Here is a 17922-nt window from a genome sequence, read left to right on the forward strand (position 1 = left end):
AGACGACTTATGGCTTATCAATCTCAAGACATTATCCGTCGTTCCGCGACTAATGGTTTCACGCCCGCGCCTCAGGCGCGGGACCACCAGCAGGAAGTGGCGAAGCTTATCGACGTGACCACCTGTATCGGCTGTAAAGCCTGTCAGGTGGCCTGCTCTGAGTGGAACGATCTGCGTGACGAAGTGGGTCACAACGTCGGGGTGTACGACAACCCGGCGGACCTGACCGCCAAGTCCTGGACGGTGATGCGTTTCTCGGAAGTTGAGCAGAACGACAAACTGGAATGGCTTATTCGCAAAGACGGCTGTATGCACTGTGCGGATCCGGGCTGCCTGAAGGCATGTCCGTCAGAAGGGGCTATCATTCAGTATGCCAACGGCATCGTCGACTTCCAGTCCGAACAGTGCATCGGCTGCGGCTACTGCATCGCGGGCTGTCCGTTCGACGTACCGCGCCTGAACCCGGAAGACAACCGCGTCTACAAATGCACCCTGTGCGTTGACCGCGTAACCGTCGGCCAGGAGCCTGCGTGCGTGAAGACCTGCCCAACCGGCGCTATCCACTTTGGCTCCAAAGAGGATATGAAAACGCTGGCGGCAGAGCGCGTGGGAGAGCTGAAAACCCGTGGTTACGACAACGCGGGCCTGTACGATCCGGCCGGGGTTGGCGGTACGCACGTGATGTACGTGCTGCACCACGCCGACAAGCCGAATCTGTATCACGGTCTGCCGGAGAACCCGGAAATCAGCGCCACCGTGAAGTTCTGGAAAGGCATCTGGAAACCGCTGGCAGCGGTCGGTTTTGCTGCCACCTTCGCAGCGAGCATCTTCCACTACGTCGGCGTCGGTCCGAACCGCGCGGAAGAGGAAGACGACAACCTGCATGAAGAGAAAGACGAGGTGCGCAAATGAGAAAACGTGACACCATCGTGCGCTACACCGCGCCGGAACGCATCAACCACTGGGTCACCGCCTTCTGCTTCATGCTGGCGGCGATAAGCGGGCTGGGGTTCTTCTTCCCGTCCTTCAACTGGCTGATGCAGATCATGGGGACACCACAGCTGGCGCGCATCCTGCACCCGTTTGTAGGCGTCATCATGTTCGCGTCGTTCATCATCATGTTTTTCCGCTACTGGCACCATAACCTAATCAATCGGGATGATATCTTTTGGGCGAAGAATATTCGTAAGATCGTCGTCAACGAGGAAGTGGGTGACACCGGGCGTTATAACTTCGGCCAGAAATGCGTATTCTGGGCGGCGATTATCTTCCTGGTCCTGTTGCTGGTGAGCGGCGTGATCATCTGGCGTCCGTACTTTGCGCCTGCTTTCTCAATCCCGGTGATCCGATTCGCGCTGATGCTGCATTCATTTGCCGCAGTGGCGTTAATTGTGGTTATCATGGTGCATATCTACGCCGCCCTTTGGGTGAAAGGCACCATTACCGCGATGGTGGAAGGCTGGGTAACCAGTACGTGGGCGAAGAAACATCACCCGCGCTGGTACCGTGAAGTCCGCCAGAAACAGGAAAAGTCATCTGAATGAGTATTCGCATAATCCCGCAAGATGAGCTGGGGTCGAGCGAGAAACGCACGGCGGATTATATTCCGCCGTTGTTATTCCCCAGACTCAAGAACCTCTACAACCGCCGCGCAGAGCGTCTGCGCGAGCTGGCAGAGAACAACCCGCTGGGCGATTTTCTGCGTTTTGCCGCGTTGGTCGCCCACGCGCAGGAAGTGGTGCTGTACGACCACCCGCTGCAAATGGATCTGACCGCGCGTATCAAAGAAGCCAACGCGCAGGGCAAGCCGCCGCTGGACATTCACGTCCTGCCGCGCGACAAGCACTGGCAAAAGCTGCTGCATTCGCTGATTGCCGAGCTGAAGCCGGAGATGAGCGGTACCGCGCTGGCGGTCATTGAGAATCTGGAAAAAGCCTCTGACCTGGAGCTGGAAGAGATGGCGAGCGCGCTGTTTGCCTCCGACTTCGCTCTGGTGAGCAGCGATAAAGCGCCGTTTATCTGGGCTGCGCTGTCGCTTTACTGGGCGCAAATGGCGAGCCTGATCCCCGGCAAAGCTCGCGCCGAATACGGCGAGGCGCGCCAGTTCTGCCCGGTCTGCGGCTCAATGCCGGTTTCCAGCATGGTGCAAATCGGCACCACTCAGGGGCTGCGCTACCTGCACTGCAACCTGTGTGAAACCGAGTGGCACGTGGTTCGCATCAAGTGCAGCAACTGCGAGCAGACCCGCGATCTGAATTACTGGTCGCTGGAAAATGAAGAAGCAGCAGTGAAAGCCGAAAGCTGCGGCGACTGTGGCACTTACCTGAAGATTCTGTATCAGGAAAAAGACCCGAAAGTCGAAGCGGTGGCCGACGATCTTGCCTCGCTGATTCTGGACGCGAAGATGGAGCAGGAGGGATTCGCCCGCAGCTCGATCAACCCGTTCCTGTTCCCGGGTGAAGGGGAATAACTCCCTGTTACAGTGCCGGGCGGCGCGTGCTTGCCCGGCCTGCAGTTCGACAGCATTACCCGCCGTCTTTCATGTCAGATGCTCTCCATTCTCGTTGAGAGACGCGTTATTGCCTTTGCGAGCCGCTTTCCAGATTGTTGCCCTCAACAATATTCTTGTTTTCTTTTGAATCAAACCAGGCTATAAAACTGTTTATCCATACAGTAAAAGGGAATTTTCATGGCGCTGGAACAGGGTATTGCACAGCTGGTTCAGGGATTTATCGCTGCAGGGCGACCCTCGTCACGTCGCCAGAGCGTTGAGGTGCGACGAGCAGGCTATATTGCCAGCATGGGGCTTGCCGGGGAGACCGAAACGCGCGTACAGGTGGAGACGCTCGTTCTTGACGGTCTTATCATTCGGGTGTTTTCACCTCTCAATGCACCTGAAATATTGCCTGCTGCCATTTACTATCATGGCGGATGTTTCATCAGCGGCGGCTTTGATACCCATGACAACCAACTCCGCCAGTTAGCCTGCTACGGCAATTGCCGGGTGATCGCGATTCAGTACAGGCTGGCCCCGGAGCATATTTTCCCCGCAGCACATGACGATGCGGAAAAAGGTGCAGATCTGGTCTGGCAATATGCGGACAAACTGGGCGTGGATAAAAACCGGATCACACTTTGCGGAGACAGCGCAGGAGGCCATCTTGCGCTGGTAACGTCATTGCGGCTCAACGCGAAAGGACGATGGAAACCCGCACAGCTCATTCTTATCTATCCCATGCTCGACGCCACCGCCAGTTTTGAAAGCTATGCCCTCAATGGCACGGATTACATTATTACCCGTGATACCCTGCTCAGCGGGTATGAAATGTACCTCGCCGACATCGAACGCCAGCATCCCGAAGCGAGCCCGCTGTGGCGCGATGATTTTTACGGACTTCCGCCAGTTCACATCATTACCGCAGAGTACGATCCGCTGTGCGATGAGGGAGAAATGTTATATCAGCATTTGACTGAGCAGGGTGTGAAGTGTACCGCTCAGCGCTGGCTGGGCGTCATCCATGGCTTCTTTCAGCTTGGCGGCGTTAGCCAGTCTGCGCGAGACGTTATGCGGGATATCGCCGGGCGGATTCAGCACGCCCGGATAACGTGAACAGAAGATTACTCCTCCTCGTTCCCACCCTCTTCATACGCGCCAAAAGGCTTCGCCGGAAGAACAATGTAGGTGCCTTCAAACACCGCGCCCGGTGTTTTATCGCCAAACAGTTCGACCTGCATTTGTACGCGCGCCTTGCGGCCGCGTGCCAGGCGATCCAGATCGCCGCCCAGCGATCCCAGATCGGCCACCGCGCTCGGTTTACCGCTGATCGGTGCGCTATAGCGGATATGAGCATCAGCAAGAATGATGGTGCCACCCAGATGGCGCTCGCGCAGCATCAGCCAGATAAGTCCCCAGCCGGTGAGCGTGGCCAGTGAGAACAGACTTCCAGCAAAGAGGGTGTGGTGGGGGTTCTGATTGCCAGTTTCCGGCATGGTGGTAATAAATTTTTGTCCGGTGTACTGCTGAATGCGCACGCCCATTTTTTCGCTGAGCGGAATGTGCTGATACCAGGCCTGCTGCAGCTGTCCGCACCAGTCGGCGCGATGCAGAATATCGTCCAGCGTGGCGATGGGTTTGATCATCAAAAAATGACGAATCGGGGTGGTTTGCGGGGTCGTGATCTCCCCCTGATTCACAAAACCGAGTTTAGCGAAGAATTCCACGGCATCTTCGCGGGCGCTACAGGTAACGCGCTTAACGCCTTCCTGACGGGCGACGGATTCCAGGGTCATCGCCATTAGCGTCCCCAGACCTTTGTCCTGCACGGAGGGATGAACCGCCATAAAGCGAATAGACGCTTCGTTATCGGCGTTGATATACAAACGCCCGACGGCCACAAGGTTGCCCTCTTCGTCCATCACCATCTGATGGTGGGCCATCGCGTCCCAGGCGTCGCGCTCAGAGCCTTTTGGCTGATGTAATGGCTTGCGTAGCATTTCCCAGCGGAACTGGTAATAGGCTTCTAACTCTTCTTCCGTTTGCGGTACTCGAAGGTGATACATAGCTGTACTCTCTCTTGTTACCCGCGGCCATGCCGTAAGTATGCTCATACCTGGAGCCAGAATGTGACGGGACCATCGTTCACCAGCGATACCTGCATATCTGCAGCGAATCGTCCGGTTTGCGTATTCATTTCCTGCTGGCGACAACGCTCTACAAAGTACTCGTAAAGTGCTTCAGCACGATCTGGCGCGGCACCTTTCGAGAAACTCGGGCGCATGCCGCGCTCGGTATCCGCTGCCAGCGTAAACTGGGAAACCACCAGCACGCTGCCGCCCGCCTGCTGGACGTTCAGGTTCATCTTGCCTTCCGCATCGCTGAAAATACGGTAGCCCAGCACGCGCTCGCATAAGCGGTTGGCTTTTTGTTCGTCATCATCCTTTTCGACACCTAACAACACCAAAAGTCCTGGGCCAATTTCACCCGTCACCTCTCCCTCCACGGTGACGCTGGCACGGGTTACGCGCTGTATCAATGCAATCATGGTTGGTCTGCTTCTTGTTGTTTTTCAGCTTCTGCTGCTTTTTTAAGTTCGCGGTATACACCGAGAGTGACAGTTATTTCAGCACCAAGCAAGACGATACACCAGGTCCAGTAGACCCAGACAAACAAAATGGGGATCACCGCCAGCACGCCGTAAATCAGCTGATAGGACGGAAACATGGTGATGTAGAGGGCAAACCCTTTCTTACCGAGCTCAAAGAGCAATGCCGCCACCAGCGCCCCCACGACCGCATCGCGGTTGGGCACGCGCGTGGTCGGCACCACGCTATAGAGCAGCCAGAACGAGAGCCACGACAGGATCAACGGAAAGATGCGAAGCACATTATCAATAGCGCCGTTTAAATCACTCGCCCAGCGCAGGGAGAGCAGATAAGAACTGATTGCCAGGCTCGCCCCGGCCAGCAGCGGCCCCAGCGTGAGGATCATCCAGTACACGGCAAAGGAATAGACCTTTGGCCGCCCTTTTTTACTCCGCCAGATCGTGTTTAGCGCGTTATCGATGGCGTACATCAACAGCAGCGCGGTGACGATAAGACCGCACGCCCCCACTGCCGTCATCTTGCTGGAATTGGCAACAAACTGCTCAATGTAGTTCTGGATAACATCCCCGGTTGCCGGAATGAAATTCGCGAAGACAAAATGACGAAGCTGCACGCTGACGTCCGCAAACATCGGAAAGGCGGAAAACAGGGCAAAGATAACCGCCACCAGCGGCACTAACGAGAGCAATGACACGTAGGCGAGGTTACCCGCCAGCGTGGTCATATTGTCCTCATCAATCCGGTGCCAGAGCAGTTTCAGCCAGGCCCGCAGCGGGCGAGTATGGTGCGTGGCTTTTTGATGAACGGTTTTTAGCATAGCTGCTTCGCAAAGTAGTCAGGTATCGTCTCTTTTCCGGTCACCAGAATTGACGTAATACCCAACTGGTTAGCTCCCTCTATATTATCGGCGTTGTCGTCGAAAAAGACCGCATCGGCCGCGGTGAATCCTTCTGACTGCAGAACAGCCTGATAAATTCGCGCTTCAGGCTTACGCATGCCCATCTCCTGCGAGAGATAGATTTTATCAGCCGCCGCCTTAACTTCAGGGTATTCTTCAGGCCAGAACGTGGTATGCAGGCGGTTGGTATTTGATAGCACAACGACACGATGCCCCTGATCGCGCAGTTTGTGCATGATGTCGATCACTTCAGGCCGGATGGCGACAAATACCGCCTGCCAACCGTGGGAAAACTGTTCATAGCTTAACGAAAGCCCCATCTCCTGACAGAAACGTTCAGCGAACTCTTCATCGCTGATTTCGCCGCGTTCATGCTGGTGGAAAGTCTCGCCCATCGCGAAATTCTGCTTTAAGGTCGCCAGCGGCACGCGGCTAAAATCGCTCCATGCGCCCAACACGCGATTAAAATCGATATCGACGATGACGTTTCCTAAATCAAAGATATAAAGCATGTTTATCTCCTGCTCGCCGTGGAGAGGTAACTGTAGCGGGAAAGATAAAGTTTGGCTATGCACGAGATTCAGCTTAGAGGGAGCAGTATGAAGAACAAAAATTTAGCCAGGAAGATGATATTGGCTTACGGGCGATAGGCAGGGATGAGTTTTATTTAAGTTCGATTTTGCGAAGATATACGTTTTAGTTCATTCTGCAAAAAATTATAGAAAAACGCTTCCGTAATATTTTTTCTCATCACCATATTCCCCCATTTCTGCCATGGCAATCCCATTTCGCGCGGCTTTGCTCGAAATCGCAACAAGTAAACTTTACTTAAATTTACATTTAGATACAAATACTCTATTTATCTTCTTTTTTATAATGATAAGTTTACATTACTTTACACATGGGGCTGCACTTTCGTGAAGATTAAAAAGGGATACATCCTCAGTGCCGTTTTAATAGCTTTACTCTGCGCTTTCGCTATTTATTCATACAATGCCTACCGATTTAAAAAAGCCAGCAGAGATATTTTATATCAACTCTCTAGCCAACTGATTGTGAAGCAAGGGCTTGAACCAAAACTTTCAACCCACCTCGTTTTTGATACGTTATATATCGACGGAAACATATCCAAAGATGATGACAAAATCATTGTGGGGCTTATCAGAAAAAACCTTATCCCTGTTAGAACGATATCCATAAACAGTGGTGGCGGCGATGTCGAAACTGCAATAAAAATAGCACAAGTTATTCATGATAAAGAAATTAACATTGAGGTCAGGCGATTATGCCTTTCTTCCTGTGCTAACTATCTTTTCCCAGCGGCAAAAAACAAAATCATCAACTATGGTTCCATTATTGGTTTCCATGGGTCGCCTAATTCTGATGACAATAAGTTAACAACTACGGTTAACGGAGAAATCAATACAGACACAACGATAACAGATCGCATTTTCTCAGAAATAAGAAAAACGGATAAAGCATTCTACAAAGATATAAATGTGTCATGGATGATGCCACTTTGCGGGCAAAAAGAAAATATTGGTGATCCAGACACAGGTCTGTCGACGTACAGCGAAAAGGATTTTACGCGTTTTGGCGTAAAAAACATTTCATTCACGGATGGTGAAATGGTATGGAAAAAGTCTATGGATATTATGGGTATACCTTTTGCTCACTATTGCAAGGAAAATTAATAATGCGTGAACTCAATGAAAGTGAATTAAGTAACGTCAGCGGTGCAGGAATGTGGGGTTCTATCGGTAGTGCGATTGGTGGGATGTTCGGTGGTGGTAGCGCTGGTTGTAATGGCAGCTATTCTCACACCAGCACCACTAACAAAGATGGTTCTCACTCTGAAAGCACATCCTTTAGCGGTGGTTGCTCGGTTAACGTTGGTGGTAAAAGCGGTGGTTCATCAAAAGGTAATGGTGGTTCGAAAAGTGGCGGTGGCCGCCAGGGTAATGATCACGGTAGACATTAATTCCTGAACCATTATAACTCATAGCCGCTGATATTTGGCGGCTATTTCCACCCCGCATGAGGCCAGAAATGTTTCGCAAGGAAGCTATTGAATATCAGAGTACACGGTGGGAAGGGAAAGCTGTTCTTCTGCCGGGCATCCCTTTTGCTCTTATCATATTGCTCAGCATTTTTTTTATTGCTTCCATTTCTATATTTATTACCAAAGGTTCCTACACCCGTCGCGTCATCGTTCACGGTGAAATAACCACTTTCCCTGGCTCAGTGAATATCTCTGCATCAATGCAGGGTACAGTCGTGCAGAGTTTTGTTAATGAAGGCGATCTCGTAAAAAAAGGTGATGCTCTCTTTCTCATTCATTCGGGTGTATCGACGCAATCAGGCCTGGTTGATGAGAATAAAAAAAAGGAGATCGCGCTACAGATAAAGAGTATCAGCGTAATGATGGCAAATTTGAACTCTTCGAAAAACCGTACGCTCAACGCGCTGACGACTCAAAAAGATCATTATCAGTCCAGTTTTAATACCTCATCTGGGCTACTGGTGCAGGCTGAGCGGGAACTGCATCAGATTGAGAAGAACGTTAACGATTACCGTGGTTATCAGGAAAAAGGTCTGGTCACCAAAGACCAGATGAGTAGCCAAAACGCACTACTCTACCAACAGCAGAGCAATGTTTCTGACCTGGTCGCCAGAAAATCACAGGACCAGGTTCAGATTGATGCGCTCAATCAGCAAATCCAGTCCCAGAGCGCTGATTATGACCAGCAGATTTACCAGCTTGAGCAACAAATATACGAACTGCAAAAAGAAAAGTTAAATACAGAAGCGGAAGGTAATTATGTCATCGTGGCAACAGCCGATGGCTTAATCGACTCCATCAATACGGCGCAAGGTAAGATGATCGGCGCAGGCGATGTACTGGCGCGAGTTCAGCAGAATATCCATTCACCATGCTATCTCGAAACCTGGGTTCCGGATGAAGTTCTTCCTTATCTGGCGATTGGCCAGCGCGTTAATGTTAGTTACGACGCCTTTCCTTATGAAAAATTTGGTCAGTTCAGGGCATCAATATCAGCAATATCCAGGCTTCCGGCATCGAAGCCAGAACTCCTGTCAAAGCAGACCATCGCACATGAATTCTATGACGATAAAAAGTCCTGGTACAAAATCATGATCAAACCTGACCTACAGTCTGTGCAAGTCCATGGAAAACAACTCTCACTGAGCCAGGGAGCCAAAGCGCAGATTTCTCTTTTCCTTGAAAAGAGACATATCTACGAGTGGTTATTATCGCCATTTTACGAAATGAAAATGAGCGTAACGGACGCAGGTAATGAATAATCTTTATAAACTTGAGACGACGCTGCGCAAGTTGGATCTTAAAATATTTAAACGCATCCCAGTTGTCTTTCAAACCGAAGCGTCCGAATGTGGCCTGGCCTGTCTTTCAATGATATGCAGTTTTTATGGCAAGCAGGTGGATCTACTGCAACTCCGGCAACAATTCAATTTGTCATCACGTGGGGTCAACCTCAATGCGATAAAAGCAATTGCCAGTGAACTGGAGATGTCGTCACGCGCATTGTCCGTGGACCTTCAGGAATTACATGACGTGCGTAAGCCCTGCATATTGCATTGGGATTTTAACCATTTTGTCGTACTGATTAAGGTCGATAAGAACAGCGCGGTGATCCACGACCCTGCGTTTGGACGACGGGTGATTAGCATGCCCGAATTGTCCCAACATTTTACTGGTGTTGTGCTTGAGGTATGGCCGGGAACCACTTTCTCAGTGCAAAAGAAGCAAAACAGGTTAAAAGCGACCACGTTATTAAAGAATATCAATGGACTGATAACTTCACTGACGAAGGTATTTTTCTTATCGCTGGTGATTGAGTTGATCAGCCTGCTAATGCCAGTGGGGACACAATTAGTCACGGATAATGTGATTGCATCCGGAGATTACGGTTTACTTAATATCATCTGTCTTGGGTTGTTTATTCTGATTCTGTTACGTTTGACGGTCAGTGTCATACGCTCCTGGACCACGCTGATACTGGGAACACTCATCGACGTCCAGTGGAGTTTTAGCCTCTTTTCTCACCTTATTAAGCTACCGACCACCTATTTTGAAAGACGCAAACTGGGGGACATTCAGTCTCGCTTCCACTCGCTTGATGTTATACGGGCCACTTTTACCACAGGTTTAACTGGTAGCATTATTGATACGCTAATGCTCATGGGTTTGCTGGTAATGATGTTTTTATACAACCTGCAGCTCAGCATGATAGTGGTCTCTTTTACCGCAATATACACCTTCATTCGGTTTGCTACCTATCGATACTATCGCCAGCTATCAGAAGAAGAGTTAATCAAGGAAGCACGCCTTAATTCTTATTTTATGGAAACCCTGTACGGTATCGCGACGATTAAGATTCAGGGAATGACTGACCTGAGAATCAATAACTGGTTTAATCTTTTTTCAGATAAGGTCAATACAGGCATTCGTTTGACGCGAATGGATCTTTTCTTTGGTGGCGTCGTCTCTTTTATCGCCGCCTGCGACCAAATTGTTATCCTGTGGGTTAGCGGCAGGCTGATGATGGATAGTCATTTAACCATCGGTATGTTTATCGCATTTAACACCTTCAGGAGTCAGTTCTATGACCGAATAAATGCCCTGATCAACTTTATCATTCAGCTGAAGATCATCAACTTACACAATGAACGCGTTGCCGATATTGCGCTGCAGGAAGCATCTTCTTCAACGGCCACCAGCCCGCTGCGTTTACCACACGGAGCCTTAACGCTCGAAACTCAGGATCTGACTTACCGTTATGATAACCATGCGGACCCTATCTTCAGCAAACTGAATCTGACCATTCATGCCGGAGAGAGTATTGCTATTACGGGCGTATCGGGTTCAGGTAAAAGCACCTTGATGAAAGTGTTGTGCGGTTTATTCGAACCGTCGAACGGCTGCGTCCGAATTAATGGCATTGATATTAAGCAACTTGGTTTCGAGCATTATGCTGAACGCATTGCCTGTATCATGCAGGAAGATAAGCTGTTTTCAGGCTCAATCAAAGAGAATATCGCCGGTTTTCGGCCTGACATTTACGAGCAGTGGATGGTGCAATGCGCTATCGCAAGCCATATTCATAATGACATTTTAAAGCTACCAATGGGTTACGAGACACTGATTGGTGAACTTGGGGAAGGGTTGTCCGGCGGTCAAAAACAGCGGATTTATATTGCCCGGGCATTATACCGTAAACCGGGTATTTTATTCATGGACGAGGCGACCAGCCACCTTGATAAAACCAGTGAAAGTCAGGTCAATCAGTCTATACAGGCGATGAACATTACCAGGATTATTATCGCGCATCGCGAAACCACGATTTCATCGGCAGATCGGGTGTTCGTGATAAATGGAGCAGAGTTACCCTAATCCGTGAATTTCGCAGGAAAAAGATAGCGTTGGGACATAACGCCCCCGGCTAATGAAGAATTCTGGCGATCATCCAATAAAAAAGCCGCTGAGGGATCAGCGGCTTTTTACCGGCCGGGTGGTACATGCGCTTACCCGGCCTATAGATTGACCGTATTACTCTTCTTTCGCACCGCGCATTGCACGTTTACGATCGTTCTCGGTCAGGTGACGTTTACGGATACGGATAGACAGCGGAGTCACTTCTACCAGTTCGTCGTCATCGATGAATTCCAGAGCCTGCTCCAGGGTCATCTTGATCGGTGGAACCAGAACCGTTGCTTCGTCAGTACCGGACGCACGCATGTTGGTCAGTTTCTTACCGGTCAGGCAGTTTACGGTCAGGTCGTTAGAACGGCTGTGAATACCGATGATCTGGCCTTCGTAAACTTCAGCACCGTGACCCAGGAACAGCTTACCGCGATCCTGCAGACCGAACAGCGCAAACGCAACCGCTTTACCCTGACCGTTGGAGATCAGCACGCCGTTGTTACGCTGGCCCACTTCGCCCGGACGCACGTCGTCGTAGTGGCTGAAGGTGGAGTACAGCAGACCGGTACCGGAGGTCATGGTCATGAACTCAGAACGGAAGCCGATCAGGCCACGGCTTGGGATCACGTAGTCGAGACGTACGCGGCCTTTGCCATCTGGATTCATGTTTTTCAGGTCGCCTTTACGCTCACCCAGCGCCTGCATCACAGAACCCTGGTGCTGCTCTTCAACGTCCAGCGTCACGTTTTCGAACGGCTCTTGTTTACGGCCGTCGATTTCGCGGAAGATAACTTTCGGACGGGAAACCGCCATTTCGAAACCTTCACGACGCATGTTTTCGATCAGAACAGACAGGTGCAGCTCACCACGACCCGAAACGCGGAATGCATCAGCATCTTCGGTTTCTTCAACGCGCAGCGCAACGTTGTGCACCAGCTCTTTGTTCAGGCGGTCAAGGATCTGACGAGAGGTAACGAACTTACCTTCTTTACCACAGAACGGAGAGGTGTTGACGTTGAAGAACATGGTAACGGTTGGTTCATCAACAGACAGGGCTGGCAGCGCTTCCACGTTCTGCGGGTCGCAGATGGTGTCAGAGATGTTCAGCTCGCCCAGACCGGTGATAGCGATGATGTCGCCCGCTTCAGCCAGATCGCTGTCGATACGCTCCAGACCCAGGTGAGTCAGCACTTTGCCAACTTTACCGTTACGGGTTTTGCCTTCGCTATCGATGATAGTAACCTGCTGGTTTGGCTTCACTTTACCGCGTTTGATACGACCGATACCGATGACGCCAACGTAGTTGTTGTAGTCCAGCTGGGAGATCTGCATCTGCAGTGGACCATCCAGATCAACATCCGGTGCCGGTACGTGATCAACAATCGCCTGATACAGCGGGGTCATGTCTTCCGCCATATCTTCGTGGTCCAGACCCGCGATACCATTCAGCGCCGAAGCGTAAATGATAGGGAAGTCCAGCTGTTCGTCGGTCGCGTCGAGGTTAACGAACAGGTCGAATACCTGATCAACAACCCAGTCAGGACGTGCGCCAGGACGGTCAACCTTGTTGATAACAACAATTGGTTTCAGGCCATGGGCAAATGCTTTTTTGGTCACGAAGCGCGTTTGCGGCATTGGGCCGTCAAATGCGTCAACCACCAGCAGCACGGAATCCACCATGGACATCACGCGCTCAACTTCACCACCGAAGTCGGCGTGCCCTGGGGTATCAACGATGTTGATACGGTAGTCATTCCATTTAATCGCGGTGTTTTTCGCGAGGATGGTAATCCCACGCTCTTTCTCCAAATCGTTGGAGTCCATCACACGCTCTTGAGTTTCGGCACGCGCATCAAACGTACCGGATTGCTGCAGCAGCTTATCAACCAGGGTAGTTTTACCATGGTCAACGTGCGCGATGATGGCGATGTTACGCAAATTTTCGATCACAACTTTGCCTCAGGCATTAGAAATAGCGCGTTATTGTACACGGATTAATCGCACTACAAAACAGGATCACAAACATCCTCCGCAAACAAGTATTGCAGAGATGCTTTGTGATCGCTTTCACGGAGCGAAAAAGGGCACTTTAACGTAAATTGCACCAATATGGTGCTCAATGTTCACATTGAAGCACTATACTGGTGCAACAAATCCATCGTGGTGCAGCCCTTTTGCACTATGGTGCGCATGATAACGCCTTTTTGGGGTGATTTAAAAGTTGGCACAGATTTCGCTTTATAAAAATTACATGGCAACAGCCAGTACAAACAGAAACTGAAGACCTCGTTACCACGACGACAATGACCAATCTGGAGAGTTAAGTATGTCCGCTGAACACGTTTTGACGATGCTGAACGAACATGAAGTGAAGTTTGTTGATCTCCGCTTCACCGACACCAAAGGTAAAGAACAGCACGTCACAATCCCTGCTCATCAGGTGAACGCCGAATTCTTTGAAGAAGGCAAAATGTTTGACGGCTCCTCCATTGGTGGCTGGAAAGGCATTAACGAATCCGACATGGTTCTGATGCCAGATGCAACCACTGCGGTCATTGATCCGTTCTTCGAAGAACCAACCCTGATCATCCGTTGCGACATCCTCGAGCCAGGCACGCTGCAGGGCTACGACCGCGACCCACGTTCTATCGCGAAACGCGCTGAAGAGTACCTGCGTTCTACCGGCATCGCAGACACCGTTCTGTTCGGGCCAGAGCCAGAATTCTTCCTGTTCGATGACATCCGTTTCGGTGCTTCTATTTCTGGCTCCCACGTTGCTATCGACGACATCGAAGGTGCATGGAACTCCTCCACCAAATATGAAGGTGGTAACAAAGGTCACCGTCCTGGCGTTAAAGGTGGTTACTTCCCGGTTCCTCCGGTCGATTCTGCACAGGACATTCGTTCCACCATGTGTCTGGTGATGGAAGAGATGGGCCTGGTTGTTGAAGCTCACCACCACGAAGTGGCGACTGCTGGTCAGAACGAAGTGGCAACCCGCTTCAACACCATGACCAAAAAAGCGGACGAAATTCAGATCTACAAATACGTTGTGCACAACGTTGCGCACCGTTTCGGTAAAACCGCGACCTTCATGCCAAAACCAATGTTTGGCGACAACGGTTCCGGTATGCACTGCCACATGTCTCTGTCCAAGAACGGTACCAACCTGTTCTCTGGCGACAAATATGCTGGTCTGTCCGAGCAGGCGCTGTATTACATCGGTGGTGTTATCAAACACGCTAAAGCGATCAACGCCCTGGCGAACCCAACCACCAACTCCTACAAGCGTCTGGTCCCGGGCTACGAAGCGCCAGTGATGCTGGCCTACTCTGCACGTAACCGTTCTGCTTCTATCCGTATCCCGGTAGTAGCGTCTCCTAAAGCGCGTCGTATCGAAGTTCGCTTCCCGGATCCAGCGGCTAACCCATACCTGTGCTTCGCAGCACTGCTGATGGCCGGTCTGGACGGTATCAAGAACAAGATCCACCCGGGCGAAGCGATGGACAAAAACCTGTACGACCTGCCGCCAGAAGAAGCGAAAGAGATCCCACAGGTTGCTGGCTCTCTGGAAGAAGCCCTGCAGGCGCTGGACGCAGACCGCGAGTTTCTGACCGCAGGTGGCGTATTCACTGATGACGCTATCGATGCCTACATAGCCCTGCGTACTGAAGAGAACGACCGCGTGCGCATGACGCCGCATCCGGTTGAGTTCGAACTGTACTACAGCGTTTAATTAAGTTGTTTTACCCGGCGTGACAAGCGCCGGGAGTAGTTGCCGTGGAAACTTTTAGCCCATCTCCGGATGGGCTTTTTTCTCCACCAACAATCTGATCTCACGCGCTTTTTACGCCGAAAACGCTATACTGCACTAAATTAGTGCAAACGACTCCAGGAGACTGCTGAATGGCAACTGGCACGCTGCCCGATGCTGGGCAGATCCTCAATTCTTTGATTAACAGCATTTTGCTGGTCGATGACGAGCTGGCCGTTCATTACGCCAACCCGGCGGCACAGCAGCTGCTTGCCCAAAGCGCACGTAAACTATTCGGTACCCCGCTTCCGGAACTCCTGAGCTATTTTTCGCTGAATATTGGCTTGATGCAGGAAAGCTTACAGGCAGGCCAGGGTTTCACCGATAACGAAGTGACGCTGGTGATCGACGGGCGCTCGCACATTCTGTCGCTAACCGCGCAACGTCTTCCCGAAGGCCTGATCCTGCTGGAAATGGCGCCGATGGATAATCAGCGTCGACTGAGCCAGGAGCAGCTTCAGCATGCGCAGCAGATTGCAGCCCGTGACCTCGTGCGCGGTCTGGCGCATGAAATCAAAAACCCGCTGGGTGGGTTACGCGGCGCGGCGCAGCTTCTGACCAAGGCGCTGCCTGACCCTGCGCTGGCGGAATATACCAACGTCATCATTGAGCAGGCGGACCGTCTGCGGAATCTGGTAGACCGTCTTCTCGGTCCGCAGCAGCCGGGAATGCACGTCACTGAAAGCATCCATAAAGTGGCTGAGCGGGTGGTGAAGCTCGTCTCAATGGAGCTGCCGGAGAACGTCACGCTGGTACGTGATTACGACCCAAGCCTGCCGGAACTGGCCCATGACCCGGACCAGATTGAGCAGGTCCTGTTGAATATTGTGCGTAATGCTCTGCAGGCGCTGGGACCTGAAGGCGGCGAGATTATTTTACGCACCCGCACCGCCTTCCAGCTCACGTTACACGGCGTGCGCTACCGGCTGGCCGCCCGAATCGACGTTGAGGATAACGGGCCCGGCATTCCATCGCATCTGCAGGACACCCTGTTCTACCCGATGGTCAGCGGCCGCGAAGGCGGAACCGGCCTGGGCTTATCCATTGCCCGCAGTTTGATCGACCAACACTCTGGAAAAATTGAATTTACCAGTTGGCCGGGACATACCGAGTTTTCGGTTTTCCTGCCGATTAAAAAATAAAGGTGACGTTTATGCAACGAGGGATAGTCTGGGTAGTCGATGACGATAGCTCCATCCGTTGGGTGCTTGAACGCGCGCTCACAGGGGCTGGATTAAGCTGCACGACGTTTGAGAGCGGCAGCGAAGTGCTCGACGCACTCACCACTAAAACGCCCGATGTTCTGCTGTCGGATATCCGTATGCCGGGCATGGACGGGCTGGCGCTGTTAAAGCAGATCAAACAACGCCACCCTATGCTACCGGTCATCATAATGACCGCGCACTCCGATCTGGATGCCGCGGTGAGCGCCTATCAGCAAGGGGCGTTCGATTACCTGCCCAAACCGTTTGATATCGACGAAGCGGTGGCGCTGGTTGAGCGCGCGATTAGCCATTATCAGGAGCAACAACAGCCACGCCACGCGCCCGATTTTGGGCCAACCACCGACATCATCGGCGAAGCGCCGGCGATGCAGGACGTGTTTCGCATTATTGGTCGTCTGTCCCGCTCGTCCATCAGCGTCTTGATTAACGGCGAATCGGGCACCGGTAAAGAGCTTGTGGCGCATGCATTGCACCGCCACAGCCCGCGGGCAAAAGCGCCGTTCATCGCCCTGAATATGGCGGCGATCCCGAAGGATTTAATTGAGTCCGAACTGTTCGGCCATGAAAAAGGGGCATTTACCGGCGCAAATACCATTCGCCAGGGGCGCTTCGAACAGGCTGACGGCGGCACGCTGTTCCTGGATGAAATCGGTGATATGCCGCTGGACGTTCAGACCCGCCTGCTGCGCGTGCTGGCCGACGGGCAGTTTTATCGCGTGGGCGGCTATGCGCCGGTGAAAGTGGACGTGCGTATTATCGCCGCGACCCACCAGAACCTGGAACAACGCGTGCAGGAAGGAAAATTCCGTGAGGATTTATTCCACCGTCTGAACGTCATTCGCGTTCATCTGCCGCCGCTGCGTGAACGTCGGGAAGATATTCCCCGCCTGGCGCGTCATTTTCTGCAGGTGGCTGCCCGCGAGCTGGGCGTGGAAGCCAAGCAGCTTCACCCGGAAACCGATGCCGCTCTAACGCGTCTGGCGTGGCCGGGCAACGTGCGTCAGCTGGAAAACACCTGCCGCTGGTTAACCGTGATGGCTGCCGGTCAGGAAGTGCTGATTCAGGATTTACCGGCCGAACTGTTTGAGGCGACCGCGCCGGAAAGCAGTAGCGGACACGCGCTGCCGGACAGCTGGGCGACGCTGCTGGCGCAGTGGGCCGACCGCGCGCTGCGTTCCGGTCATCAAAACCTGCTGTCTGAGGCTCAGCCTGAGATGGAGCGTACGCTGTTGACCACCGCGCTTCGTCATACGCAGGGTCACAAGCAGGAAGCCGCTCGCCTGTTGGGATGGGGTCGCAATACCCTGACGCGCAAGCTGAAAGAGCTGGGAATGGAATGATCTCACGCCGCTGTGTAAAGGTTATTAATTGAACGCAAATCGTCGTTATTTTGCGCTTTACTGTTCCGATGAGTTTT

At 51.9% G+C, this 17922-nt stretch carries 16 protein-coding genes; 11 read left to right on the plus strand and 5 right to left on the minus strand.

What is annotated here, in order from left to right:
- Nucleotides 1-9: 9 nt before the first annotated feature.
- The 4 genes from fdxH (at nucleotide 10) to ELK40_RS22290 (ending at nucleotide 3610) form a co-directional block, all read left to right on the plus strand.
- The gene (gene fdxH, locus ELK40_RS22275) at nucleotides 10-912 is read left to right on the plus strand and encodes a formate dehydrogenase subunit beta (RefSeq protein WP_008501831.1); all 903 of its coding nucleotides are present in this window, start codon (nucleotides 10-12) and stop codon (nucleotides 910-912) included.
- Nucleotides 909-1544 (plus strand): formate dehydrogenase cytochrome b556 subunit, encoded by a 636-nt coding sequence (fdoI, locus tag ELK40_RS22280; protein ID WP_008501832.1) that lies wholly within the window; start codon nucleotides 909-911, stop codon nucleotides 1542-1544. The genes fdxH and fdoI overlap by 4 nt, the downstream gene beginning before the upstream one ends.
- Entirely contained in the window at nucleotides 1541-2470 is a 930-nt protein-coding gene (gene fdhE / locus ELK40_RS22285) for a formate dehydrogenase accessory protein FdhE (RefSeq protein WP_023309751.1), read from the plus strand. Before fdoI ends, fdhE begins: the two co-directional genes overlap by 4 nt.
- Nucleotides 2471-2689: 219 nt before the next feature.
- On the plus strand, nucleotides 2690-3610 hold the full coding sequence (locus tag ELK40_RS22290) for an alpha/beta hydrolase (RefSeq protein ID WP_127732657.1): 921 nt from the start codon (nucleotides 2690-2692) through the stop codon (nucleotides 3608-3610).
- 8 nt (nucleotides 3611-3618) lie between these two features.
- Here ELK40_RS22290 and fabY read toward each other — a convergent pair whose 3' ends face one another.
- From fabY to yihX, 4 genes are read right to left on the minus strand one after another with little or no spacing between them, the layout of a single operon-like run.
- Complete coding sequence (gene fabY, locus ELK40_RS22295; RefSeq protein ID WP_025759561.1) at nucleotides 3619-4560, minus strand: fatty acid biosynthesis protein FabY; 942 nt, start codon at nucleotides 4558-4560, stop codon at nucleotides 3619-3621.
- 44 nt (nucleotides 4561-4604) lie between these two features.
- Nucleotides 4605-5042 (minus strand): D-aminoacyl-tRNA deacylase, encoded by a 438-nt coding sequence (gene dtd, locus ELK40_RS22300; protein ID WP_008501836.1) that lies wholly within the window; start codon nucleotides 5040-5042, stop codon nucleotides 4605-4607.
- A complete protein-coding gene (locus tag ELK40_RS22305; RefSeq protein WP_127732659.1) occupies nucleotides 5039-5920 on the minus strand; it encodes a virulence factor BrkB family protein in 882 nt (293 codons plus the stop codon). Before ELK40_RS22305 ends, dtd begins: the two co-directional genes overlap by 4 nt.
- Nucleotides 5914-6513: a glucose-1-phosphatase gene (gene yihX / locus ELK40_RS22310; protein WP_127732662.1), complete on the minus strand. Its 600-nt coding sequence runs from the start codon at nucleotides 6511-6513 to the stop codon at nucleotides 5914-5916. Before yihX ends, ELK40_RS22305 begins: the two co-directional genes overlap by 7 nt.
- Before the next feature lie 405 nt (nucleotides 6514-6918).
- Here yihX and ELK40_RS22315 point away from each other — a divergent pair, with 405 nt between their 5' ends.
- From ELK40_RS22315 to ELK40_RS22330, 4 genes are all read left to right on the plus strand, one after another.
- The gene (locus tag ELK40_RS22315) at nucleotides 6919-7695 is read left to right on the plus strand and encodes a hypothetical protein (protein WP_127732664.1); all 777 of its coding nucleotides are present in this window, start codon (nucleotides 6919-6921) and stop codon (nucleotides 7693-7695) included.
- Between the two features lie 2 nt (nucleotides 7696-7697).
- Entirely contained in the window at nucleotides 7698-7982 is a 285-nt protein-coding gene (locus ELK40_RS22320; RefSeq protein WP_023309759.1) for a hypothetical protein, read from the plus strand.
- Between the two features lie 68 nt (nucleotides 7983-8050).
- Entirely contained in the window at nucleotides 8051-9325 is a 1275-nt protein-coding gene (locus tag ELK40_RS22325) for an HlyD family secretion protein (RefSeq protein WP_164850643.1), read from the plus strand.
- Entirely contained in the window at nucleotides 9318-11435 is a 2118-nt protein-coding gene (locus ELK40_RS22330; RefSeq protein WP_127732668.1) for a peptidase domain-containing ABC transporter, read from the plus strand. The genes ELK40_RS22325 and ELK40_RS22330 overlap by 8 nt, the downstream gene beginning before the upstream one ends.
- Nucleotides 11436-11591: 156 nt before the next feature.
- On the opposite strand, the gene typA is transcribed toward ELK40_RS22330, so the two are convergent.
- The gene (typA, locus tag ELK40_RS22335) at nucleotides 11592-13415 is read right to left on the minus strand and encodes a ribosome-dependent GTPase TypA (RefSeq protein ID WP_008501854.1); all 1824 of its coding nucleotides are present in this window, start codon (nucleotides 13413-13415) and stop codon (nucleotides 11592-11594) included.
- Between the two features lie 376 nt (nucleotides 13416-13791).
- On the opposite strand from typA, the gene glnA reads away from it, so the two are divergent.
- The 3 genes from glnA to glnG all read left to right on the plus strand — a co-directional run bounded on the left by glnA (nucleotide 13792) and on the right by glnG (nucleotide 17845).
- Nucleotides 13792-15201 (plus strand): glutamate--ammonia ligase, encoded by a 1410-nt coding sequence (gene glnA / locus ELK40_RS22340; RefSeq protein WP_008501856.1) that lies wholly within the window; start codon nucleotides 13792-13794, stop codon nucleotides 15199-15201.
- A 170-nt stretch (nucleotides 15202-15371) separates the two neighbouring features.
- Nucleotides 15372-16421, plus strand: coding sequence for a nitrogen regulation protein NR(II) (gene glnL, locus ELK40_RS22350; RefSeq protein ID WP_008501857.1), 1050 nt, complete (start codon nucleotides 15372-15374; stop codon nucleotides 16419-16421).
- Between the two features lie 11 nt (nucleotides 16422-16432).
- Nucleotides 16433-17845 carry a nitrogen regulation protein NR(I) gene (glnG, locus tag ELK40_RS22355; protein ID WP_008501858.1) on the plus strand — a complete coding sequence of 471 codons (1413 nt, stop codon included), beginning with the start codon at nucleotides 16433-16435 and terminating at the stop codon, nucleotides 17843-17845.
- The last annotated feature ends 77 nt before the right edge of the window (nucleotides 17846-17922 follow it).

Origin of the sequence: Enterobacter sp. N18-03635 (assembly GCF_004006055.1) — a bacterium.
Lineage (GTDB): Bacteria > Pseudomonadota > Gammaproteobacteria > Enterobacterales > Enterobacteriaceae > Enterobacter > Enterobacter vonholyi.

What these genes read in the sequence shown, in the direction of transcription:
- fdhE (WP_023309751.1), top strand. Translation starts at nt 1,541, where the DNA reads ATGAGTATTCGCATAATCCCGCAAGATGAGCTGGGGTCGAGCGAGAAA.
- ELK40_RS22305 (WP_127732659.1), bottom strand. Translation starts at nt 5,920, where the DNA reads ATGCTAAAAACCGTTCATCAAAAAGCCACGCACCATACTCGCCCGCTG.
- glnL (WP_008501857.1), top strand. Translation starts at nt 15,372, where the DNA reads ATGGCAACTGGCACGCTGCCCGATGCTGGGCAGATCCTCAATTCTTTG.
- glnA (WP_008501856.1), top strand. Translation starts at nt 13,792, where the DNA reads ATGTCCGCTGAACACGTTTTGACGATGCTGAACGAACATGAAGTGAAG.
- ELK40_RS22325 (WP_164850643.1), top strand. Translation starts at nt 8,051, where the DNA reads ATGTTTCGCAAGGAAGCTATTGAATATCAGAGTACACGGTGGGAAGGG.
- glnG (WP_008501858.1), top strand. Translation starts at nt 16,433, where the DNA reads ATGCAACGAGGGATAGTCTGGGTAGTCGATGACGATAGCTCCATCCGT.
- yihX (WP_127732662.1), bottom strand. Translation starts at nt 6,513, where the DNA reads ATGCTTTATATCTTTGATTTAGGAAACGTCATCGTCGATATCGATTTT.
- ELK40_RS22290 (WP_127732657.1), top strand. Translation starts at nt 2,690, where the DNA reads ATGGCGCTGGAACAGGGTATTGCACAGCTGGTTCAGGGATTTATCGCT.
- ELK40_RS22320 (WP_023309759.1), top strand. Translation starts at nt 7,698, where the DNA reads ATGCGTGAACTCAATGAAAGTGAATTAAGTAACGTCAGCGGTGCAGGA.
- fdxH (WP_008501831.1), top strand. Translation starts at nt 10, where the DNA reads ATGGCTTATCAATCTCAAGACATTATCCGTCGTTCCGCGACTAATGGT.
- fabY (WP_025759561.1), bottom strand. Translation starts at nt 4,560, where the DNA reads ATGTATCACCTTCGAGTACCGCAAACGGAAGAAGAGTTAGAAGCCTAT.
- fdoI (WP_008501832.1), top strand. Translation starts at nt 909, where the DNA reads ATGAGAAAACGTGACACCATCGTGCGCTACACCGCGCCGGAACGCATC.
- ELK40_RS22330 (WP_127732668.1), top strand. Translation starts at nt 9,318, where the DNA reads ATGAATAATCTTTATAAACTTGAGACGACGCTGCGCAAGTTGGATCTT.
- dtd (WP_008501836.1), bottom strand. Translation starts at nt 5,042, where the DNA reads ATGATTGCATTGATACAGCGCGTAACCCGTGCCAGCGTCACCGTGGAG.